This is a genomic window from Streptomyces sp. NPDC033966 (assembly GCF_055575955.1).
Genome location: NZ_JBVIRQ010000006.1, coordinates 181,543 through 202,425, shown reverse-complemented (window position 1 = coordinate 202,425; position 20,883 = coordinate 181,543). Strand labels below are relative to the sequence as shown.

The 20,883-nt window shown below is 72.4% G+C and carries 16 protein-coding genes; 13 read left to right on the top strand and 3 right to left on the bottom strand.

Translation table 11 applies throughout. From position 1 onward, the window contains the following. The 6 genes from ACZ518_RS19125 to galE form a co-directional block, all read left to right on the top strand. A partial coding sequence (locus ACZ518_RS19125; protein WP_469114164.1) for an Rne/Rng family ribonuclease occupies window positions 1-3,493 on the top strand: 3,493 nt, incomplete at its 5' end. Between the two features lie 280 nt (window positions 3,494-3,773). Continuing rightward, window positions 3,774-4,094, top strand: a complete 321-nt coding sequence (gene rplU, locus ACZ518_RS19120; RefSeq protein WP_007264039.1) for a 50S ribosomal protein L21 — start codon at window positions 3,774-3,776, stop codon at window positions 4,092-4,094. A 13-nt stretch (window positions 4,095-4,107) separates the two neighbouring features. Next, complete coding sequence (rpmA, locus tag ACZ518_RS19115; RefSeq protein ID WP_007264038.1) at window positions 4,108-4,362, top strand: 50S ribosomal protein L27; 255 nt, start codon at window positions 4,108-4,110, stop codon at window positions 4,360-4,362. A gap of 170 nt (window positions 4,363-4,532) precedes the next feature. Further along, complete coding sequence (obgE, locus tag ACZ518_RS19110; RefSeq protein ID WP_469114163.1) at window positions 4,533-5,978, top strand: GTPase ObgE; 1,446 nt, start codon at window positions 4,533-4,535, stop codon at window positions 5,976-5,978. A 51-nt stretch (window positions 5,979-6,029) separates the two neighbouring features. Continuing rightward, on the top strand, window positions 6,030-7,667 hold the full coding sequence (locus ACZ518_RS19105; protein WP_469114162.1) for a glycosyltransferase family 2 protein: 1,638 nt from the start codon (window positions 6,030-6,032) through the stop codon (window positions 7,665-7,667). Between the two features lie 17 nt (window positions 7,668-7,684). Further along, window positions 7,685-8,704, top strand: coding sequence for a UDP-glucose 4-epimerase GalE (gene galE, locus ACZ518_RS19100; RefSeq protein WP_469114161.1), 1,020 nt, complete (start codon window positions 7,685-7,687; stop codon window positions 8,702-8,704). Window positions 8,705-8,783: 79 nt separating this feature from the next. On the opposite strand, the gene ACZ518_RS19095 is transcribed toward galE, so the two are convergent. Together ACZ518_RS19095 and ACZ518_RS19090 are read right to left on the bottom strand one after the other, a co-directional pair. Then, window positions 8,784-9,965, bottom strand: coding sequence for a glycosyltransferase (locus ACZ518_RS19095; protein ID WP_469114160.1), 1,182 nt, complete (start codon window positions 9,963-9,965; stop codon window positions 8,784-8,786). Continuing rightward, window positions 9,962-12,832, bottom strand: a complete 2,871-nt coding sequence (locus tag ACZ518_RS19090) for a bifunctional glycosyltransferase/CDP-glycerol:glycerophosphate glycerophosphotransferase (RefSeq protein WP_469114159.1) — start codon at window positions 12,830-12,832, stop codon at window positions 9,962-9,964. The genes ACZ518_RS19095 and ACZ518_RS19090 overlap by 4 nt, the downstream gene beginning before the upstream one ends. A gap of 159 nt (window positions 12,833-12,991) precedes the next feature. Between ACZ518_RS19090 and ACZ518_RS19085 the strand changes: the two genes are divergently transcribed. The 7 genes from ACZ518_RS19085 to ACZ518_RS19055 all read left to right on the top strand — a co-directional run bounded on the left by ACZ518_RS19085 (window position 12,992) and on the right by ACZ518_RS19055 (window position 19,784). Beyond that, window positions 12,992-13,975 carry a glycosyltransferase family 2 protein gene (locus tag ACZ518_RS19085; RefSeq protein ID WP_469114158.1) on the top strand — a complete coding sequence of 328 codons (984 nt, stop codon included), beginning with the start codon at window positions 12,992-12,994 and terminating at the stop codon, window positions 13,973-13,975. Next, window positions 13,972-14,409 carry a GtrA family protein gene (locus ACZ518_RS19080; RefSeq protein WP_469114157.1) on the top strand — a complete coding sequence of 146 codons (438 nt, stop codon included), beginning with the start codon at window positions 13,972-13,974 and terminating at the stop codon, window positions 14,407-14,409. The genes ACZ518_RS19085 and ACZ518_RS19080 overlap by 4 nt, the downstream gene beginning before the upstream one ends. A gap of 77 nt (window positions 14,410-14,486) precedes the next feature. Continuing rightward, window positions 14,487-15,614 carry a glutamate 5-kinase gene (gene proB, locus ACZ518_RS19075; RefSeq protein ID WP_469114156.1) on the top strand — a complete coding sequence of 376 codons (1,128 nt, stop codon included), beginning with the start codon at window positions 14,487-14,489 and terminating at the stop codon, window positions 15,612-15,614. A gap of 82 nt (window positions 15,615-15,696) precedes the next feature. Then, window positions 15,697-16,092, top strand: a complete 396-nt coding sequence (locus tag ACZ518_RS19070; protein WP_469114447.1) for a hypothetical protein — start codon at window positions 15,697-15,699, stop codon at window positions 16,090-16,092. Window positions 16,093-16,622: 530 nt separating this feature from the next. Then, the gene (locus ACZ518_RS19065) at window positions 16,623-17,906 is read left to right on the top strand and encodes a glutamate-5-semialdehyde dehydrogenase (RefSeq protein ID WP_469114155.1); all 1,284 of its coding nucleotides are present in this window, start codon (window positions 16,623-16,625) and stop codon (window positions 17,904-17,906) included. A 77-nt stretch (window positions 17,907-17,983) separates the two neighbouring features. Further along, entirely contained in the window at window positions 17,984-18,523 is a 540-nt protein-coding gene (locus ACZ518_RS19060; protein ID WP_469114154.1) for an SCO2584 family spore wall biosynthesis protein, read from the top strand. 67 nt (window positions 18,524-18,590) lie between these two features. Then, a complete protein-coding gene (locus tag ACZ518_RS19055; RefSeq protein WP_469114153.1) occupies window positions 18,591-19,784 on the top strand; it encodes an SCO2583 family membrane protein in 1,194 nt (397 codons plus the stop codon). Here the strand turns inward: ACZ518_RS19055 and ACZ518_RS19050 are convergent. Next, window positions 19,753-20,859 carry a M48 family metallopeptidase gene (locus ACZ518_RS19050; RefSeq protein WP_469114152.1) on the bottom strand — a complete coding sequence of 369 codons (1,107 nt, stop codon included), beginning with the start codon at window positions 20,857-20,859 and terminating at the stop codon, window positions 19,753-19,755. The genes ACZ518_RS19055 and ACZ518_RS19050 overlap by 32 nt on opposite strands. Window positions 20,860-20,883 lie beyond the last annotated feature (24 nt).

Here is a 20,883-nt window from a genome sequence, read left to right as displayed (position 1 = left end):
TCCGGCCGCTCCGGCGCCGCGTGCCCGTCGCCGTGCCACCCGTGCCGTTGCCGCGCCGGCCGCCGAGGCCGCTGTCGAGGCCGCTCCGGCTCCCATGGTGGAGGAGGAGGCTCCGGCCGCTTCCGCGCCGCGTGCCCGTCGCCGTGCGACCCGTGCCGTCGCCGCTCCGGCCGCTGTGGCCGAGGCCGCCCCGGTCGTGGAGGAAGAGGCCGAGGAAGAGGTCCAGGCCGTCGCGGAGGAGGCCCCCAAGGCCGCCACCCGCGCCGTCACCGTCGCCGACGCCGTGGACGCCCCCAAGCGCGGCCGCCGCCGTGCCACCCGTGCCTCCGCCCCGGCCGCTCCGGCCGCCGCCGCTCCCGCCGCCGCACAGCCCGCGGCCGCCGCCGAGCCGGCGGCCGCCCCGAACCGTGCCGCCCGTCGCGCCGCGCGTCCCGCCGTGGCCGTCTTCCAGGCCCCGGTCTTCGCCGAGCCGATGTTCCAGACCCCGGAGACCGCGGCCATGGCCGCCGCGGCCGCTGCCGCCGCCGCTTCGGTGGAGGAGGCCGAGGAGGAGGAAGAGGCCGAGGCCGCCGCCGAGGTCGAGGCCCCCGCCGCCCAGCCGGCCGGCCGTCGCCGCCGCCGTCGCGGTGCCGCCGAGCCCGTGGCCCCGGCCGAGCCGGAGCTCGTGGAGGAGGAGCCGGAGGCCGAGGCCGACGGGTTCGACGAGGACGAGACCGACGAGTCGGGCGAGCGCCCCTCGCGTCGCCGCCGTCGCGGTGGCCGCCGCCGCCGTCGCGGTGAGGCCGCTGACCTGGACGAGTCCGGGTACGAGGAGACCGAGGGCGAGGCCGCCGCGCAGGAGGCGGAGCCGCAGGAAGCCGACCAGGAGGAAGAGGACGAGGAGGCCGACGAGGCCCTCGGCTCCACCTCCAGCCGTCGTCGCCGTCGTCGTCGCCGTCGCAGCGGTGACGGTGCCGTCGAGGTCGAGGCCGGCGAGGAGGACGGTGTCCGCACCGTGCTCAAGGTCCGCGAGCCGCGCCCGGCGCGCGAGAAGGCCGAGCCGTCCGACGAGGTCCAGTCCATCAAGGGCTCGACCCGTCTGGAGGCGAAGAAGCAGCGCCGCCGCGAGGGCCGCGAGCAGGGCCGCCGCCGCGTGCCGATCATCACCGAGGCCGAGTTCCTGGCCCGCCGTGAGGCCGTCGAGCGCGTGATGGTGGTCCGCCAGTCCGGCGAGCGCACCCAGATCGGCGTCCTCGAGGACAACGTGCTCGTCGAGCACTACGTCAACAAGGAAGAGGCCACCTCGTACGTCGGCAACGTCTACCTGGGCAAGGTCCAGAACGTGCTGCCGTCGATGGAGGCCGCCTTCATCGACATCGGCAAGGGCCGCAACGCCGTCCTGTACGCCGGTGAGGTCAACTTCGAGGCGCTCGGCATGGCCAACGGGCCGCGCCGCATCGAGTCCGCCCTCAAGTCCGGCCAGTCGGTCCTGGTGCAGGTCACCAAGGACCCGATCGGCCACAAGGGCGCCCGCCTGACCAGCCAGGTCTCGCTGCCCGGCCGCTACCTGGTGTACGTGCCCGAGGGCTCGATGACCGGTATCAGCCGCAAGCTGCCCGACACCGAGCGCGCGCGCCTGAAGACCATCCTCAAGAAGATCGTCCCCGAGGACGCGGGCGTCATCGTGCGCACCGCCGCCGAGGGCGCGAGCGAGGACGAGCTGCGCCGCGACGTCGAGCGTCTGCAGGCGCAGTGGGAGGACATCCAGAAGAAGTCGAAGCAGATCACGACCTCGTCGCCGAGCCTGCTGTACGGCGAGCCGGACATGACGGTCCGCGTCGTGCGCGACATCTTCAACGAGGACTTCTCCAAGGTCATCATCAGCGGTGACCAGGCGTGGGAGACCATCCACGGCTACGTGTCCCACGTGGCCCCGGACCTGGCCGACCGGCTCTCCCGCTGGACCTCCGAGGTCGACGTCTTCGCGACGTACCGGATCGACGAGCAGCTCGCCAAGGCGCTCGACCGCAAGGTGTGGCTGCCCTCGGGCGGTTCCCTCGTGATCGACAAGACCGAGGCGATGATCGTCATCGACGTCAACACCGGCAAGTTCACCGGTCAGGGCGGCAACCTCGAGGAGACCGTCACCAGGAACAACCTGGAGGCGGCCGAGGAGATCGTGCGCCAGCTGCGGCTGCGCGACCTGGGCGGCATCGTCGTCATCGACTTCATCGACATGGTCCTGGAGTCCAACCGCGACCTGGTGCTGCGGCGGATGCTGGAGTGCCTGGGCCGGGACCGGACGAAGCACCAGGTGGCCGAGGTCACCTCGCTGGGCCTGGTCCAGATGACCCGCAAGCGGGTGGGCCAGGGTCTGCTGGAGTCCTTCTCCGAGACCTGCGTCCACTGCAACGGCCGCGGTGTGATCGTGCACATGGAGACCCCGACCGCGGTCGGCGGCGGTGGCAACGGCAAGCGCGCCAAGCGCCGTGGTGGCCGCGCCGTGGAGCACGAGCACGAGCACGGGCTGGAGACGGCCGAGACCGTCGACGCCGAGGTGCTGGAGGTCGAGACCGAGGCCGAGGTGGCCGCGGAGCTCGCCGCGCCGCGCGCCCTTCCGGAGCCGGCGTTCGTGCCGGACGAGGAGCTGTACAGCAGCCCGGCCGAGGCCGAGGCCGCCGCGGGCATCAGCGGGCGTCGCAACCGTCGCCGTGCCACCCGTAAGGCGACCGCTCCGGCGGGCGCCCCGCGCGGTGCGGAGCGGTTCGCCGCCCCCGCGCCGGCGGCCCCCGCGCCGGTGGTCCCGGTGGTGGAGGCTGAGCCGGTCACCGAGCCCGCGGACACGGTGCTGGAGCCGGCCGCCGAGGTCGTCGCCGAGGCCGTGGAGGCCGCGGAGACGGTCGAGGCCGCCCCGGCCGCTCCGGTGGACGAGGCCGCGCCGAAGGGCCGTACGCGTCGCCGGGCGACCCGTAAGGCGACCGCCCCGGAGCCGGAGCCCGTCGTGGCGCCGGAGCCGGTGGCCGTGGCCGAGCCGGAGCCGGTCGTGGAGGCCGTCGCCGAGCCGGTGGCGGTGCCCGTGGCCGAGGAGCCGGTCGTCGAGCCCGAGCCCGTGGTCGAGCAGGCCCCGGCCGAGCCGGTCGTGGAGGCCGCCCCGGCCCGTCCGCGCCGTCGTGCCGTACGCAGGGCCACCGCGCCCGCCGGTGCGGCGGAGGCCGCGATCGTGGTCGTCGAGGCCCCGGCCGCCGAGCCCGTCGCGGAGGCCGTCCCGGCCGAGGCCCCGGCGGCCGAGGCCGAGGCCGAGGCGCCGGCCCCCGCCAAGAAGGCCACCCGCAAGGCTCCGGCCAAGAAGGCGGCCACCACGGCGAAGAAGGCCCCGGCCAAGAAGGCGGCGGCCGCCAAGAAGACCGTCGCGAAGAAGGCGACGGCCAAGAAGACCACGGCGAAGCGGGTCACGAAGAAGACCGCGGCGGCGGAGCAGAGCGCTCCGTCCGTCACGGCTCCGACCGAGGCCTGATCCGTTCCGTGACCGTGGACCCCGCCTCCGGGCGGGGTCCACGGTGGCACGGGGCCCGGTTTGACCCTCCGGAACCAGCCCCGTAACCTAGACCGTCGGCGTGTCTTGAACGATTACCCGTTCAGCGTGCGTCGCGCTCCTGAGCACCTTCCTCCCGCACGACCGCGCAAGCGGCCGGGTCACGGGAGAGGCCGCTCGTCCAATCCGGATCACCATGGGCCCCGGCCCGTGTGAGTGGCTGGCTTCAGGAGCATCCGTCCCGAGTGAGAGAGAGATCCGCGTGTACGCCATCGTGCGCAGCGGTGGTCGCCAGCACAAGGTTGCTGTCGGCGACATCGTTGAGGTTGACAAGATTTCCACTGCCAAGGCTGGCGACACGGTCGAGCTCTCGACCCTGCTCGTTGTCGACGGCGACGCCGTGACCAGCGACCCGTGGGTGCTGGCCGGGATCAAGGTCACGGCCGAGGTCGTGGACCACACCAAGGGCGCCAAGATCGACATCCTGCGCTACAAGAACAAGACCGGCTACCGCCGTCGCCAGGGTCACCGTCAGCAGTACACGGCGATCAAGGTCACCGGTATCCCCACGGCTGCGAAGTAAGAGGGACTGAGACATGGCACACAAGAAGGGCGCATCGTCCACCCGGAACGGGCGCGATTCCAACGCTCAGCGGCTCGGCGTGAAGCGCTTCGGCGGTCAGGTCGTCTCCGCCGGCGAGATCCTCGTCCGCCAGCGCGGCACCCACTTCCACCCGGGTGCGGGTGTCGGTCGCGGTGGCGACGACACGCTGTTCGCGCTGCTGCCGGGTGCGGTGCAGTTCGGTACGCACCGTGGCCGCAAGGTCGTCAACATCGTTCCGGCCGCCTGATCCAGCTCCTGCTGAATCACAAGCGTTCGTAACACCCCGAGGGCGGATCTCACCTCTTCCCGGCTCAGGCCGGGAAGAGAGGTCCGCCCTCGGCGCGTTGTCACATAGACACGTTTAATGGGCAGCAAGGCCTGCCCGGGACATTCCCGTATGTATCTGGAGGAACACCCATGACCACCTTCGTGGACCGCGTCGAGCTGCACGTCGCCGCGGGTAACGGGGGCCACGGCTGCGCCTCCGTACACCGGGAGAAGTTCAAGCCGCTCGGCGGCCCCGACGGCGGCAACGGCGGCCGTGGCGGTGACGTGATCCTGGTGGTGGAGCAGGCGATCACCACCCTGCTGGACTATCACCACAGCCCGCACCGCAAGGCCACCAACGGCAAGCCCGGCGAGGGCGGCAACCGCTCCGGCAAGGACGGCCAGGACCTGATCCTGCCCGTGCCGGACGGCACCGTCGTCCTCGACAAGGAGGGCAACGTCCTCGCCGACCTCGTCGGCCAGGGCACCACCTACGTCGCCGCCGAGGGCGGCCGCGGCGGCCTCGGCAACGCCGCGCTCTCCTCCGCCCGCCGCAAGGCCCCCGGCTTCGCGCTGCTCGGCGTCCCCGGCACCACCGGGGACATCGTCCTGGAGCTGAAGACGGTCGCCGACGTGGCGCTCGTCGGCTTCCCGAGCGCCGGCAAGTCCTCGCTGATCTCGGTGCTCTCCGCCGCCAAGCCGAAGATCGCGGACTACCCCTTCACCACCCTCGTCCCGAACCTGGGCGTGGTCACGGCCGGCTCGACCGTCTACACCATCGCCGACGTCCCGGGTCTGATCCCGGGTGCCAGCCAGGGCAAGGGCCTCGGCCTGGAGTTCCTGCGCCACGTCGAGCGCTGCTCGGTGCTCGTGCACGTGCTGGACACCGCCACCCTGGAGTCCGACCGCGACCCGGTGGGCGACCTCGACCTGATCGAGGAGGAGCTCAAGCTCTACGGCGGCGGTCTGGAGAAGCGTCCGCGCCTCGTCGTCCTGAACAAGGTCGACATCCCCGACGGCCAGGACCTCGCCGAGATGGTCCGCCCGGACCTGGAGGCCCGCGGCTACAAGGTGTTCGAGGTCTCCGCGGTCGCCCGTACGGGTCTGAAGGAGCTCTCCTACTTCCTCGCCGAGGTCGTCGCGAAGGCGCGCGCCCGCAAGCCCAAGCAGGAGGCGACCCGTATCGTCATCCGCCCGAAGGCCGTGGACGACGCCGGTTTCACCGTCACCTACGACGAGGTCGAGGACGTGTACCGCGTGCGCGGCGAGAAGCCGGAGCGCTGGGTGCGCCAGACCGACTTCAACAACGACGAGGCCGTCGGCTACCTCGCCGACCGGCTGAACCGCCTCGGTGTCGAGGACGCGCTGCGCAAGGCCGGTGCCAGGGCGGGCGACGGCGTCGCGATCGGCTCCGAGGAGAACGCGGTCGTCTTCGACTGGGAGCCGACCGTGATGGCCGGCGCCGAGATGCTGGGCCGCCGCGGTGAGGACCACCGCCTGGAGGCCCCGCGTCCGGCCACGCAGCGCCGCAAGGAGAAGGACGCCCGTCGCGGCGACTCCGCGCAGCAGGAGTACGACGAGTTCCGTCCCTTCTGATGCCGTGGTCCCTTGAACGGGGCTTTACGCCGTTCGCCTAGGATCCAACGGGTGAGCAGCAGCCATTCCAGCAGTGACACCGCCACGGGCCCCTCGGTCTCGGTGGTGGTGATCGCGTACAACGACGCCGGGCTCGTGGGCGAGGCCGTCTCCTCGGCCCTCGCCCAGGGCCCGGTGGTCGCCGAGGTCATCGCGGTGAACGACGCCTCCTCGGACGGCACCGCGGACGTGCTGGACGGGCTGGCGGCGGCCCACCCGCGCCTGAAGGTCGTGCACCGCACGGAGAACAGCGGCGGCTGCGGCACCCCCCGCAACGACGGGATCGCCGCCGCGACCTCCCCGTACGTCCTCTTCCTCGACAGTGACGACGTCCTGCCGGCGGGCGCCGCCGAGGCGCTCCTGCGGGCCGCCGAGGAGCACCGGGCCCCCGTCACCGTCGGCGCGTGCGTGCGCCGCGAGCTGCCCGAGGGCCGCAAGGTGCCCTGGATGCCCGGGCTGTACACGCCGGGCGACGTCATCGAGCGGCCCGCCGACCGGCCCGAGCTGGTCCGCGACACCCTCTGCGTCAACAAGCTGTACGACCGGGCCTTCCTGGAGAAGCACGGGATCCGCTTCCCCGACGGCCGGTTCGTGTACGAGGACTTCGTCTTCACCTCCCGCGTCCTGGCCGCCGCGCCCCGGATCGCGGTCGTCGGCGACCTCGTCTACGTGTGGCACGTGCGCCGCAGCGCCGCCCAGGTGTCGATCTCCCTGGACCGCAAGGACGTCGGCAACTGGCGTTCCCGCGTCGAGGCCCACCGCACCGCCTCCCGCACCCTCGCGGCGGCCTCCCCGGAACTGGGCCGCGCCTGCCAGGTGAAGTTCCTCGACTACGACCTGCGGATGTACCTGCGCGAGCTCGGCAAGGACCCGGAGTACCGGGCCGCCTGGTGGACGCTGACCCGCGCGTACCTGGCCGGCTTCGACCCCGCCGACATCGACGCCGCGCCCGCCCGGGCCCGCTGGGCCGCCCGGGTGCTGGCGGCCGCCGAGACCCCGCCCGGGGACGTGGAGCGGCTGACGCGGTTCGCCGCCGAGCCGGCCCGGCTGCTGCCCCCGTACGCGCGTGACGCGGCCGGGCTGCCGGTGTGGAGCGCGGAACTGCCCGTGCCGCTGGACGGGCTCGACGCCCTGCCGGTGGCGGAGCTGCCCGTCACCGTCGACGCCGAGCCCGCCGGGGCGGGGGCCGTCCGGCTCCGGGTGCGCGACCTGTACGGGCGGCTCGCCGGGTCCGGTCCGCAGACCGTCCGGCTGGACTTCCAGCCCCGGGCGGGGGGCGACCCCGTCCTGCTGCGGCCGGTGGAGCTGCGGGATGCCGCCGACGGGGACGGGTGGACCGCCGAGGTGCCGTTCCGGCTCGCCGCGCTGGCCGCCGAGGGGCGCCGCCGGGGGCTGCGCGGGATGCAGGCGTGGGACGTCCGGGTGGGCGTGCGCTGCGCCGACGGGAGCTCCCTGCACACCTCCCTGCGCCCCCTGGGCGGTCTGCTCCGTCGCAGGGCCCTGCCCAGCAGCCGGTACGGTGTCCTGCTGGCGCAGCCCTACCGCACGGCCGCCGGGGCGCTGGCCGTGCGCCTCGCGCCCGGTGCCGGGGGCGCGCTGACCTTCGTACGCAACCGCCTCGACCGCGCCCGCACGCGCAGGTCACGCTAGAGCTCGGGAGATTACGCATGACATTTCTGATCACCGGTGGCGCCGGATACATCGGCGCGCACGTCGTCCGGGCGATGCTGCTCGCGGGTGAGAAGGTCGTGGTCTTCGACGACCTCTCCACGGGCCGGGAGGACCGCGTGCCGGAGGGCGTCCCGCTGGTGACGGCCTCGGTGCTGGACCGTCTCGCCCTGGACGAGGCCATCGCCGAACACAAGATCACCGGCGTGGTGCACCTGGCGGGCAAGAAGCAGGTCGGCGAGTCCGTCGAGAAGCCGCTGTACTACTACCGCGAGAACGTGCAGGGCCTCACGGTGCTGCTGGAGGCCGTGGCGGCTGCGGGCATCCGCAACTTCCTGTTCTCCTCCTCCGCCTCCGTGTACGGCATGCCCGACGTGGACTCCGTCACCGAGGAGACCCCGTGCAAGCCGCTCAGCCCGTACGGCGAGACCAAGCTGGCCGGTGAGTGGCTGGTCCGCGCCGCGGGCAAGGCGCACGGGATCTCCACCGCCTGCCTGCGCTACTTCAACGTGGCCGGCGCGGCGGCCCCCGAGCTCGCGGACACCGGGGTCTTCAACCTGGTCCCGATGGTCTTCGAGCGCTACGACGCCGGTGAGGGCGCCCGGATCTTCGGCGACGACTACCCGACGCCGGACGGCACCTGCATCCGCGACTACATCCACGTGGAGGACCTCGCGGACGCCCATGTGGTGGCGGCCCGCCGGCTCGCCGAGTGGGGTGCGGCGGGGGACCACAAGGACCTCACGGTCAACATCGGCCGCGGTGAGGGCGTCTCGGTCAAGGAGATGGTCGAGCTGCTGAACGAGGGCACCGGGCACACCTACGCGCCGGTCGTCACCCCGCGGCGTCCCGGCGACCCGGCGAAGGTCGTGGCCTCCGCCGACCGGATCGCCTCCGAGCTGGGCTGGAAGGCGCGGCACGACGTCCGCGAGATGATCACCTCGGCGTGGGCCGGCTGGGAGGCCAACCGCAGGGCCGCCGGCCACCCGGACCACCACAGGGACGTCCACGAGGTCTGAGCACCGCCCTCGATGCAGAGCCGCCCGCCCCGGACCAGGTCCGGGGCGGGCGGCTCTGCATCGAGGGCGCCGGGGCGGATCAGCGCTCCAGGAAGGCGAACAGCTCTTCCCACCGGTCGGTGATCTCCGCGGGGGAGTAGCGCCGCACGTGGCGGAACGCCTCGTCGCCGAGCGCCTCGCGCGTCTCCCGGTCCGACATCAGCGTGTCCAGGTGTCCGGCCAGCTCCATGGTGTTGCCCAGGCGGGCCAGCAGCCCGTCCTCGCCGTGCCGCACGATCTCGCGCACGCCCGGCGCGCAGTCGAACGCGGCCACGGGCAGGCCCGCGGCCATCGCCTCCAGCAGGGTGATCGGGAAGCCCTCGGCCCGGGAGGCCTGCGCGAAGACGGATGCCTCCCGCAGTGCGCCCAGCACGTCGGCGGTGCTGCCCATCCACTCCACGGAGTCGTCCAGGCCCAGCGAGGTGCAGTGCGCCCGCAGCGTCGCCTCCTCGGTGCCCGCGCCGTAGATCCGCAGGGTCCAGTCGGGGTGGTGCGGGGCCGCGTCCGCCCAGGCGTCGAGCAGCAGGTCCACGCCCTTCTCGAAGGCGAGGCGGCCGACGCTCGCGACGACCTTCGCGGTGCGCGGTGCGGGGGAGTCCGGCATGAACGGCAGCGGGTTCGGCATGCTGGCGACGTTCTCCATGCCGGCCCGGATCCACAGGTCCGCGTCCTCCGGGGTGAGCACCAGCAGCCGGTCCACCTCGGGGTAGAAGCGGCGTACCCGCGCGCCCCGGGTGGAGGTCTGGCTGGCCTCGAAGGACTCGTGGCTCATGCCGATGACCGACAGCCCCTTGGTGTCGGCGAGGGCCACCCACTCCATCGCCCACACCTGGGTCACGATGACGACCGCGCCGGGCCGGGCCGCCCGGAACATGGCGTTCAGCGTCTCCGCCCTGGCCCGCATCCCCGCCCGGCGGGCCGCCTGGCGGCGGCGCTCCGGGGCGTTGAGGCGGCCCTTGATGCCGCGCAGCCGGCGCGCCCTCGGCGGGTGGGTCTCGTACAGGGTGGTCATCTCGTACGGGAGGACGTCCGGCAGCTGCTGGCGGATCTCCTCGGCGACGGGGGCGATGCCGACGATGTGCACCCGGTGGCCCCGGTCGGTGAAGAGCCGGGCCATCTGGTGCGACCAGGTGGTCACGCCGCCGAGCTCGTCCACGCTGTTGGAGACGATGAAGATGTCCCGGCCGCCCTGCGCCGCGGGCTCGTGGGGCTGCTGGCTCACTTGCCGCTCCTGGTGAAGAACTTCTCTACGATCCGGCGGGCCGCGTCCCCGCGGTCGTATTCGCCGAACTCGGCGAGGAAACGCTGGCGCGCCTCCGCGTACTTGGCATCGGCCTCGTCGAAGGCGGAGACGGCCTGCATCAGCTCGTCCGCGGTGGCCACCACGGGACCGGGCGCCTTCTCCTTCAGGTCGAAGTAGGTGCCGCGGATGTCGGTCGAGTACTTCTCGTAGTCGTACGCGAAGAACAGCATCGGCCGGTCCAGCACCGCGTAGTCGAACATCACGGACGAGTAGTCGGTGATCAGCCCGTCGGCGAGCGCCAGCAGCGGGGTGATGTCGTGGTGCCGGGACACGTCGAGGACCCGGCCCGCCACCGACGGGGGCAGCGAGACGCTGTTCAGGTAGTGCGTGCGCACCAGCAGCGTGAAGCGGTCCCCGAGGCGGTCCGCGAACTCCTCCACGTCGAAGGGGAACTCGAATCCCTCCACCGTGCCGTCCGCGCTCGCCCGGAAGGTCGGCGCGTACAGCAGCACCCGCTTGTCCGGGTCGATGCCCAGCTCGGCGGCGAGCGGGCCGCGCACGCGCTCCCCGCTGTGCGCCTCGGCGCGGTGGGCCTCGACCAGGGCGTCGTTGCGCGGGTAGCCGGTGCGCAGCAGCACCTCGTCGCGCAGCCGGAAGCCCTTGGCGAGGGTGCGCACGTCGTGCTCGGAGCGGACCAGGAAGTGGTCGAAGCGGTTGACGGCCGCCTGGAAACGGTCCTGTCCGGCCCTGCCCTGCGCCTTGGTGCGGGGCTCGTGGAAGCCCATCCGCTTGAGCGCGGAGCCGTGCCAGGTCTGGATGTACGTGGTCCCGGGGCGCTTGGTCAGTGCCAGCGGGAAGCCCTGGTTGTCGACCCAGTACTCGGCCTGGGCCAGCGCCCGCAGGTACTGCCAGCTCCAGCGCTTGACCAGGGTGGCCTGCTCGGGGAAGCCGGTGGGCTTGGCGCCGGCGTAGGACCAGATCGCCTCGAAGGGGGCGCCCTGGCGGACCAGCTCCTCGTAGATCGCCTTGGGGCTGTCGCTGTACTGCTTGCCCATGTGGCTCTCGAAGACGACCGTGCCCTTCTTGACCGGCAGCTTCGAGAAGACCTCGTGGTAGACCTTCACCTTCTGCTCGCCCGAGCCGATGTTGCGGCGGGCCTTCAGGGCCCGGCGCAGGCTGCGCTTGACCAGTCCGGCGGCCTTGCCGTGCATGGCGCCGCCGAGCAGGGTCTGGGTGCGCACGGCCGCGGCGCCCTCGGCCGCCAGGACGTAGGAGAGGTTGCCCTTCTTGGTCACCTCGGGCTCGAAGCGGTCCGAGACCAGCCGGGTCAGGCGCGGGCGCACCCGCAGGCGGGCCGCCGACTCCAGGTCGACGCCGCCGACCGAGACGCGGGTGGTGAGCCGGTCGCCGCCGGCCGTCAGCTTCAGGCGCACGTCCCAGACGGCGTCGATGATGCCGAGGGGGCGGACGGTGCCGCCGACGTCGGCGGTGGCGGTCCACTCGATCGTGTCACCGGCGTGGCGCACCGTTGCCACCGGGAAGCTGAAGGAGCGCACCCCGATCTGCCGGCGGGCCCGGAACTCCAGGGAGGCCTTCAGCTCGGTGCCCTCCTGGATGCGGCCCAGGGGGTTCACGACGGTGCCGGACAGGGTGACGGTGCCGCGCCCGTCGTCCTCGTACGAGGTCAGACGGTTGCCCAGGGCCAGGGAGGACAGCGGGGCCGTGTGGAAGCCCTGGTCGGTCACGTCCAGTATCCGGCGGCCCTCGGCGTCGTCGAGGTGCTCGGCGCACCAGTAGACGCGCCCGTCGCGCTCGGCCAGCGAGGAGGACAGGCGGCCCTTGTTGGTCATCGCGTCGGCGGCCGGGAGGAGGTTCTTCCAGTCCTCCTTGCCGAGCAGGTAGGCACAGATGGCCTGGAGGTACGTGACGTTCTCGTACGCGGCCGGGTCGATGCCGGCGAGGTAGCCGTTGGCGAGCCGCGCGAACTCCTGGCGGTACGCGTCGCCCAGCAGCGGCAGGTCGCGCAGGTGCAGCACGAGGTCGTGCTTCAGGAACTTGGCGTCCTTCGCCGTCTTGATGGCGGTGTGGCCCTTGGCCGCGAGCAGCTCGTCGACCCGGCGGTGGATCTCCATCCGGTGGACGAAGTTCGCGATCTCGTGGCGCCGGTTGCTGATCGACTTGGCGGAGGCCTTCTCGACCACGTTCCAGTAGTAGACGTGGTTCGGGATCAGCGTGATGCGGCGGGCGGCGACGTAGGCCTGCGCCGAGAACAGCAGGTCCTCGTAGTGGATGCCGACCGGGAACTCCAGGCCCTGCTCCAGCAGGAAGGAGCGCCGGTAGCACTTGTTCGTGGAGAGGGTGTCGTAGACCAGCAGGTCCGGGTACTCGGTGATCGACTCCAGGGTGCGGGTGCGCGAGTAGATCCACGGGTACCACTCGGTGGTCTTGCCCCACCGGTTGTCGAGGTGCACGCGCACGCACATGCCCGAGACCAGGTCGGATCCGGTGCTCTCGGCGGCCGCCAGCATGTTCCGGCAGGCGTTGCGGTCCAGGACGTCGTCACTGTCCAGGAACATGACGTAGGTGCCGGTGGCCTGCTTGATGCCGTGGTTGCGCGGGGCGCCGCAGCCGCCGCTGTTCTCGGGCAGCTGGAAGGCGCTCACCCGCCCCGGGTTCGCCGCTTCCAGCTCCCGGGCGACCGCGTAGGAACGGTCCTTGCTGCAGTCGTCCACGATCACGACTTCGACCCCGTGCAGGGTCTGGTCCAAAACCGACTGGACGGCCGCCGGCAGACGCTCTGCGTCGTTGTAGACGATGACGACCACGGAGACGTCAGGCACGTGCACCTTGATCCTTTCGTTCCATTCCGCTTATTCAGTCAAAGCTACCGTGTGCCGCACGCGACTCGGGCAGGCCGACCACCGGCGTGCATACTTCTAAGGAAGAGGTGGGTGGCGGTTCCGGTCGCCGACAATCACCCGTTAGGACGCCAGCAGGAAGTGCTCATGACCAAGCTGTCGGTAGTTGTCCCCTGTTACAACGAAGAAGCCGTCATCGACCGGTTCGACGCCGAGATCCGCAAGGTGCTGGACGCCCTGCCCGTCGAGTACGAGGTCTGCTACGTCGACGACGGCAGCCGCGACGGCACCCTCGGCAAGCTCCGCACGATCGCCGCCGAACACGGGGACCAGACCCGCTACGTCTCCTTCAGCCGCAACTTCGGCAAGGAGGCGGGCATGCTCGCCGGGCTCCGCGAGGCCACCGGCGACGCCGTGGTCATCATGGACGCCGATCTCCAGCACCCGCCGGAGCTGATCGCCACCATGCTGGAGCACTACCGGCAGGGCCACGACCAGATCATCGCCCGGCGCACCCGCGAGGGCGACAAGAAGGTCCGCTCCGCGCTCAGCCGCCTCTACTACCGCGGGGTCAACCGCTGGGTCGACGTGGAGCTCACCGACGGGGTCGGCGACTTCCGCATGCTCTCGCGGCCCGCCGTCGACGCCCTGCTCGCGCTCCCCGAGTACAACCGCTTCTCCAAGGGCCTGTTCTCCTGGATCGGCTTCGACACCGTCCACTTCGACTACCGGAACGCCCAGCGCGAGGCGGGCGAGACCAAGTGGAAGTTCGGGTCCCTGCTGAACTACGGCATGGACGGGCTGATCTCCTTCAACAACAAGCCGCTGCGCCTCGGGATCTGGCTCGGCGTGTCGCTGGTCGCGCTGACCGGCCTGTACGCGCTGTGGATCACCGTCATGGCGATCACCAACGGCATCGACTCGCCCGGTTACGTCACGATCGTCGCGATGATCGCCGGCATCGGCGGCATGCAGATGATCATGCTGGGTCTGATCGGCGAGTACATCGGCCGCATCTACTACGAGACCAAGCGCCGCCCGCACTTCCTGGTCAAGGAGGCCCACGGCGCCGACGCCGAGCGGATGCCCGGGATCTCCGAAGCCGTGATCGCGGAGCGCAGCCGCCGATGAGCGACCACAGCCGGCGCGACCAGCTCGGCCAGATCTTCCGCTTCGCCCTGGTGGGCGGCGTGAACACGGGCACCTTCTTCGGCATCTACCTGCTGCTGCACCCGTGGATGCCCTACTTCGCCGCGTACACGCTCGCCTTCGTGCTGTCGATGATCGGGTCGTTCTTCATGAACACCTACTTCACCTACCGCACCCGGCCCACCTGGAAGAAGTTCCTCCTCTTCCCGCTGACGAACGTCACCAACTACGTCATCCAGTCCGCCGGGCTCTACGCCCTGGTCAGCTGGGCCGGCATGGACACCCGGATCGCGCCGCTGGTCGCGGCCGTCGTCGCCATCCCGTTCACCTTCCTGCTCTCGCGCAAGATCCTGATTCCCGGCACCGGGGCCGCCGCCGACCGCCCGGCGCGGGACCGCTCCTCGTCCACGGTCTGAAACCGGCGGGCGGGCCCGCCGCCCCACCCCGTAGATTGGGCCAGTCGGTCGGTAGGTTCTGTGGTGAGGGGAAAGACGTGTCAACGGCTAGGCAAGGTGTCGTGGACGCCCGCAGGATCGTGGTCAAGGTCGGCTCCTCCTCCCTGACCACCGCGGCGGGCGGGCTCGACGCCGACCGGGTGGACGCGCTGGTCGACGTATTCGCCAAGGCGCGCAGCGGCGGCGAGAAGGAGATCGTCCTGGTCTCCTCCGGAGCCATCGCGGCCGGCCTCTCCCCGCTCGGCCTGGCCCGCCGCCCCAAGGACCTCGCCCGGCAGCAGGCCGCCGCAAGCGTGGGTCAGGGCCTCCTCGTCGCCCGCTACACCGCCTCCTTCGCCCGCTACGGCATCCGCGTCGGCCAGGTCCTGCTGACCACCGACGACACCAGCCGGCGCGCCCACTACCGCAACGCCTACCGGACCCTGGACCAGCTCCTGGCCATGGGCGCCCTGCCGGTCGTCAACGAGAACGACACCGTGGCCACCGACGAGATCCGCTTCGGCGACAACGACCGGCTGGCGGCCCTCGTGGCCCACCTGGTCCGCGCCGACCTCCTCGTCCTCCTCTCCGACGTCGACGGCCTGTACGACGGCGACCCGTCCCTGCCCGGCACCACCCGCATCGAAGAGGTGCGCGGCCCCGAGGACATCGCCCACGTCACCATCGGCAGCGCCGGCAAGGCGGGCGTCGGCACCGGAGGCATGGTCACCAAGGTCGAGGCCGCGCGGATCGCCGCCGCCGCCGGGATCCCGGTGGTCCTGACCTCCGCCAGCCACGCCGCCGACGCCCTGGCCGGCCGCGAGACCGGAACGCACTTCCACGCCACCGGCCGTCGCTCCGCCGACCGGCTGCTCTGGCTCCAGCACGCCTCCACCCCGCAGGGGCACCTGGTCCTGGACGACGGCGCCGTCCGCGCCGTCACCGAACGCGGCAGCTCGCTGCTCGCCGCCGGCATCGCCGCCGTCGAAGGCGACTTCAGCGCGGGCGACCCCGTCGAACTGCGCGCCGCCGACGGCCGCGCCGTGGCCCGGGGCCTGGTCAACTTCGACGCCAAGGAACTCCCGCAGCTCCTCGGCCGCTCCACCCGTGAGCTTGCGCGGGAGCTCGGACCCGCGTACGAGCGGGAGGTCGTCCACCGCGACGATCTGGTCCTGCTCCAGGGCTGAGATCCGGCAAAACCACCGCGCGGCGGGCCGGGGACTGGTCAACTGTGTGGGGCGGACACGCGTAGCGCAGACAGGAGGCGGGCTGGTGAGACGAGCGCTGACCAGCGTGGGCGGCGGCGGGGACGAACAGGCCGAGACCTCCCGCCTGTGGCACATCACCCTCAGCGTCTCCGGCAAGCCGGCGCCGCTGTCCGAGGTGCGGCGCGGGCTGGAGCAGCTCGCGCACGACCACCCCTTCCTGCTGACGAGCCGGTACGCCGACGACCACGCGGAGATCCGGTACTGGGAGGAGGCCCGCGACCTCCACGACGCGGCGGCCGTCGCCCTGCGGCTCTGGGGCGAACACCGCTCCTCGGCGCAGCTGCCGCCGTGGGAGATCGTCGGCCTGGAGGTCATCGACCGGCCCACGTACCACCAACGCGTGGCGGAGGGCTACGGCCCACCCCCGGCCCACCCGGTGGGCGTGCACCCTTATTAGACGCGCGCCTCGCGCGGCTCGGCCGCAGGCGGCCTCCCCGGCTTCGGCCCGCTGCGCCGGCCTCCGGCCGGCGGACCCGGGGCGGGGTCGGTTCGGGTGGCGGGGGCCGGTGGGTCGGGTGCGGGGGGTGTGCCGCTGCGCGGGGCTTGCCCCTCCCCGCCCTTCACCCGTTCTCGCCTCAAACGCCGGCGGGGCTGGATCTTCCAGCCTCGCCGGCGTTTGAGGCGCTGGGGGCACCTCCCAGCGGTAGCTGGGGGAGGGTCTGGGGGCGGAGCCCCCAGAAGGGGTCCGGGCGGACGGGTAGGGGACCTCGCCCCGCGCAGCGGCCCACCCACCCGCACGCGACCCACCGGCCCTGGCCACGCACACCGGCCCCGCCCCGGCAGGCCGACGGACGGAGTCCGGCGCAGTGGCGCGAAGCCCGGGAGGCCCGCCGGGGCCGAGCGGTGCGAGAGGCGCGTCAAGAGGAGCTGTCTCGGGGGGTGGAAGGCCCGGCGGAGCCGGCGGCGGCGGGGATTACCCTGGGCGGCATGACCTCGCTCGACGCCGCCGCCGCCACCTCCCCCGTCATCGCCACCGCGCACGCGGCCCGCACCGCCGCCGCCGCCATCGCGCCACTCCCGCGGTCCGCCAAGGACGCCGCCCTGCTGGCCATCGCGGACGCGCTGGAGGCCCGTACGGCCGAGATCGTCGCCGCCAACGCCGTCGACACCGGCAAGGCCCGCGCCGCCGGCACCAGCGAGACCGTCGTCGACCGCCTCACCCTCACTCCCGAGCGCGTCCGCGCCATCGCCTCCGACGTCCGCGACGTCGCGGCCCTGCCCGACCCCGTCGGCGAGGTCGTCCGCGGCTCCACCCTCCCCAACGGCATCGACCTCCGCCAGATCCGCGTCCCCCTCGGCGTCGTCGGCATCATCTACGAGGCCCGCCCCAACGTCACCGTCGACGCCGCCGCGCTCTGCCTGAAGTCCGGCAACGCCGTCCTGCTGCGCGGCAGCTCCTCCGCCTACGCGTCCAACACCGCCCTCGTCACCATCCTGCGCGACGCCATCGAGGGCGCGGGCCTGCCCGCCGACGCGATCCAGCTCGTCCCCGGCGAGTCCCGCGACTCCGTCCGCGAGCTGATGCGCGCCCGCGGCCTCGTCGACGTGCTCATCCCGCGCGGCGGTGCCTCGCTCATCAAGACCGTCGTCGAAGAGTCCATCGTTCCCGTCATCGAGACCGGTACCGGCAACTGCCACGTCTACGTCGACGCCCAGGCCGACCTCGACATGGCCGTGGACATCCTCATCAACTCCAAGGCCCAGCGGCCCTCCGTCTGCAACGCCGCCGAGACCCTCCTCGTGCACCGCGACATCGCCGCCGCCTTCCTGCCGCGCGCCCTCGACGCGCTCGCCGACGCCGGCGTGACCGTCCACGGGGACGGCCAGGTGCTGGCCGCCGCCGAGGGCGGCAAGGTCACCGCCGTACCCGCCACCGACGAGGACTGGGCCGCCGAGTACCTGTCGTACGACATCGCCGCCGCCGTCGTGGACTCCCTCGACGACGCCGTCGCCCACATCCGCCGCTGGACCTCCGGCCACACCGAGGCGATCGTCACCACCTCGCAGGCCGCCGCCCGCCGCTTCACCCAGCTGGTCGACTCGACCACCGTCGCCGTGAACGCCTCCACCCGGTTCACGGACGGTGGCCAGTTCGGCTTCGGTGCCGAGATCGGCATCTCCACCCAGAAGCTGCACGCCCGGGGCCCGATGGGCCTTCCCGAGCTCACCTCCACCAAGTACATCGTCACCGGCGACGGTCACGTTCGGTAACCGCCGCTCGGACACGGTGTGGCCGGAATCAGGCTTACACCCTGCCCAAAGCAGCCCCCCAGGTCTACGCTGGTCCCGTGCCGGACGACGTGGGGGGCAAGCCGTTCCCGGACGACGGGGAGCCCGACGACGACCGCGGAGGCGCGGATCACGACTTCGCCTCCGTGGTGTTCGACGAGGACTTCGTCCGGAATGCCGAGATCCATGAACCGAGCGCGGCCGAGCGCCAGCGTGCGGCCGACCGGGCGCGCGCCGAGGCCGAGGCCGCCCGCGTCGCCGGAGGCTGGGCGGCCGACGACGACTACGGCCACCCCGACGGGTACGGCCTCGACGACCCCGGCTGGGAGCCCGGCGAGTACGGCTACGGCTACGCCGAAGGCCCGTACGGGGTCTACGGCGGAGCCATGCGCCCCTACCGCGGCCGCGCCGCCTGGCTGCGCCCCGTCGCGTGGGTGCTCGCCGTCGTGATGGGGCTCGGCATGGTCGCTCTGGCCTTCAGCGCCGTCTACCGCAGCGCGGCCGGTGACCAGGACCCCGCACCCGCCCCGGCCAGTACGCCGCTCAGGGAAGTCACGGGCGTCGGCGCGTTTACGCACCCCGTCGGCCGCCAACCCTGAAGGTACGACCCCACTCGTTCGCTCCGGAGCTGGGGGCTTCTCTGAAGCGGGGACAGCGGGAGAAGCGATGGCCGTTCCAGGAGATCCGCCCAACGGCACCCCCGAAGGCATCGGCGGGGGTGACGACGAACTACGCCCGGACGAGTACCGCTCGGTGGTGTTCGACGAGGACTTCGTCCGTGCTGCCCGGCTCCAGGAGTTCTCCGCCCAGGAACGCATGGGCGAGCACGCCCGGGCCGTCCGCAGCCGCTCCATCTGGTCAGGCGGCGGCTCCGGCGGCACCCGCACCGGCAGCCCGGGCCGCGGCGCCCGTCAGGGCATGCTGCTCGTGCTGCTCATCGCGTCGGCCTTCGCGATCGCCGTGTACATGGGCCTGCGCAATCCGTACGTCCCGCCGGCCGGCGGCAACGCCGAGCCGCTGAGCAGCACAGTCGTCCCCCTGGCGCCGGCCGTCCCGGTGGCCGGCGGCCGTCCGGCCGACCTCTACGCGAACAGCCCGGCGGCCGAGTACCGGGTCGGGGCGGCCGGGATCACCCTTCCGGCCGTGCGCCGCACGCACCATTTCACCGAGAGCCAGGTCGTCGCCGCCCTGTCCATCGCCAAGGACTACCTGGTGCAGTCCTCGCTGGATCCGGACGTCCTGTCCGGCGCCGCCTCCCGCCCCGTGCGGGTGCTCCTGGACCCCGGCCAGCTGGCGCAGTTCGACGAGAGCGTGACCTCGCCCTCCGGCGACGGCAGGCACGCCGCCACCGGCTGGCTGGTCCGCTTCGACCCCGCCACCGCCGTCGTCGCCGACAGCCGCGTCCGGGTGAGCGGGACCCTCGCCTTCCAGGAGCTGAACCCCGAGGCGCTGGAGGTCAGCACCGACCACACTTTCGTGTACGCCGTCCGTCCGGCGTCCGGGCCGCCCGCCGCCGCCGACGGGGCCTCGCTCTTCACCGTCCGCCGCGAGCTGCGCCTGCGCTTCGACCGGGAGGACCTCACGGCCCGCCGGGCGGAGATCTCCTCGGCCTACGTGATGGCCGGGCCGCAGGACTGCGCCACCGAGCCCGCCGAGGGCTTCCGCCCCCTCCTGGCAGGAGCCGGGCCCACCACCGTGGGGCCGCCCGCCAGCGACCCGTACGCCAGCGGCCACCCCCGCCGCACGGCAGGGCTGTGCGGCGTACTGGCACCGGCCGGGGCACCGAGCAGCCCGCCGGCCCGGCCCCAGCCGCTCCCGCCGGCCTCCGTCAGTCCCGCTCGCCCGGGCCCGAGCCCGTAGGGCCCGTGGAGCCGGCGGGATCCGCGGGATCCGCAGGGCCCTTGCCGCCGCCGCCCGATCCGGTGAACCTGTCGCGCAGCTTCCCGCCCAGGTCGCCCGCGCCGCCGGCGATGTCGCCGACCAGCTTCATCAGAGGATCCTTGCTGGTGCGCACGGACTCCGCGTAGTGCGAGGCGGACTGGCGGAAGGAGTCGGTCACCGAGGTGTCCTTGTCCTCCTCCCGGCGCGGGTAGTGCCCGTCCATGATCCGCTGGTGCTCCCGGCTCTGGGCCCACTTCCTCAGCTCGGCCGCCCGCACCGTCGTGAAGGGGTGGGTGCGCGGCAGCACGTTGAGGATCTTCAGGACGGAGTCGCGCAGGTCGCCGCTCTCCTCGTACTCCTCGGCCTGGGCGAGGAAGGCGTCGACGTTCATCTCGTGGAGGTGGTTGCCGCCCGCGATCTTCATCAGACCGCGCATCGAGGCGTTCACGTCCTGCCCGACCAGCAGTCCCGCCCGGTCCGCCGACAGCTCCGACTTGCGGAACCACTCGCGCAGCGCGGTGACGATCGCCATGACCGCCACATTGCCCAGCGGGATCCACGCCACCTTCAGCGCCAGGTTCGTCAGGAACAGCAGCACCGTGCGGTACACGGAGTGCCCGGACAGCGCGTGGCCCACCTCGTGGCCCACCACCGCCCGCATCTCCTCCTCGTCGAGCAGCTCGACCAGCGCCGTGGTCACCACGATGATCGGCTCGTCCAGCCCGATGCACATCGCGTTGGGCTTCGGGTCCTGCTGCACGTACATCTGGGGGACCTTCTCCAGGTCCAGGATGTAACAGGCGTCGCGCAGCATCTCGTGCAGGTGGGGGAACTGGGTCTCGCCCACCCGCACCGAGTCCGACAGGAACAGCAGGCGCAGGCTGCGCTCCGGCAGCAGCCCGCTCAGGGCCTTGAACACCGTGTCGAAACCGGCGAGTTTGCGCAGCGCCACGAGCGCCGAACGGTCCGCCGGGTGCTCGTAGGCCCGTGAGGAAATCCCCGGGAACCTCCTGCGATTGCGTGCCGGTGTCGTCTCGGATCCGGTGTCCGTCATGGCGCCCTCCCCCTGGATCGGCTG

Bases quoted from the DNA above. Each gene is read 5' to 3' on its own strand.
- ACZ518_RS19050 (WP_469114152.1), bottom strand. From the start codon at position 20,859: ATGACGGACACCGGATCCGAGACGACACCGGCACGCAATCGCAGGAGG.
- ACZ518_RS19080 (WP_469114157.1), top strand. From the start codon at position 13,972: ATGAGCGACCACAGCCGGCGCGACCAGCTCGGCCAGATCTTCCGCTTC.
- ACZ518_RS19065 (WP_469114155.1), top strand. From the start codon at position 16,623: ATGACCTCGCTCGACGCCGCCGCCGCCACCTCCCCCGTCATCGCCACC.
- ACZ518_RS19055 (WP_469114153.1), top strand. From the start codon at position 18,591: ATGGCCGTTCCAGGAGATCCGCCCAACGGCACCCCCGAAGGCATCGGC.
- galE (WP_469114161.1), top strand. From the start codon at position 7,685: ATGACATTTCTGATCACCGGTGGCGCCGGATACATCGGCGCGCACGTC.
- rpmA (WP_007264038.1), top strand. From the start codon at position 4,108: ATGGCACACAAGAAGGGCGCATCGTCCACCCGGAACGGGCGCGATTCC.
- obgE (WP_469114163.1), top strand. From the start codon at position 4,533: ATGACCACCTTCGTGGACCGCGTCGAGCTGCACGTCGCCGCGGGTAAC.
- ACZ518_RS19085 (WP_469114158.1), top strand. From the start codon at position 12,992: ATGACCAAGCTGTCGGTAGTTGTCCCCTGTTACAACGAAGAAGCCGTC.